Source organism: Sphingobium quisquiliarum P25 (assembly GCF_000445065.1).
Taxonomy (GTDB): domain Bacteria; phylum Pseudomonadota; class Alphaproteobacteria; order Sphingomonadales; family Sphingomonadaceae; genus Sphingobium; species Sphingobium quisquiliarum.
Map to the genome: position 1 here is coordinate 1 of NZ_ATHO01000035.1, position 513 is coordinate 513.

Annotated in this window: 1 pseudogene; it reads right to left on the reverse strand. The window is 62.4% G+C overall.

What is annotated here, in order from left to right:
- Positions 1-395, reverse strand: a pseudogene (locus tag L288_RS26360) (hypothetical protein); the annotation flags it as partial.
- Between the last annotated feature and the right edge of the window lie 118 nt (positions 396-513).

Here is a 513-nt window from a genome sequence, read left to right on the forward strand (position 1 = left end):
GGCGGCGGCGCGACCACGGTGGTGCGGCTTTGCGCCTCGGCCTTATATTTGTTGAACGCTTCCTCCAGTTGCCGGATCTTGAAGCTGTTCTCCTCCACCTGTCCGGTCATCGACGCCAGTTGCGATTCCAGGGCCGATACGCGCGCGGTCAGGTCAGCCACCGGCGATGAGGATGGCGAGCCGGATGGAACGACAGGCTTGGCCGGAGGCGTGATTTCCGCCTGCAACGGAGCGCCGCCCGGAAACACCTTTCTCTGGACGGCGCGCATTTCCTTTTCCAGCCGGTCGACCCGCACGTCCAGTTCCACCTTTTGCGCAAGGGCGGACGGCGCAAGCGCGACCCAGGCCGGCCCTCCCATCAGCAGGGCCGTGGCCGTTAAGAGAAGGTAACGCATCTTTATCCCCCGACTAACTTTCGCCTTAACCATAAAGCGATATTCGCCGCCGTAAAGCGCGACATACCGGCGTCACGAATGACCGCCCTTCCTTATACTTCAGTCGGTAGCGGGGGCA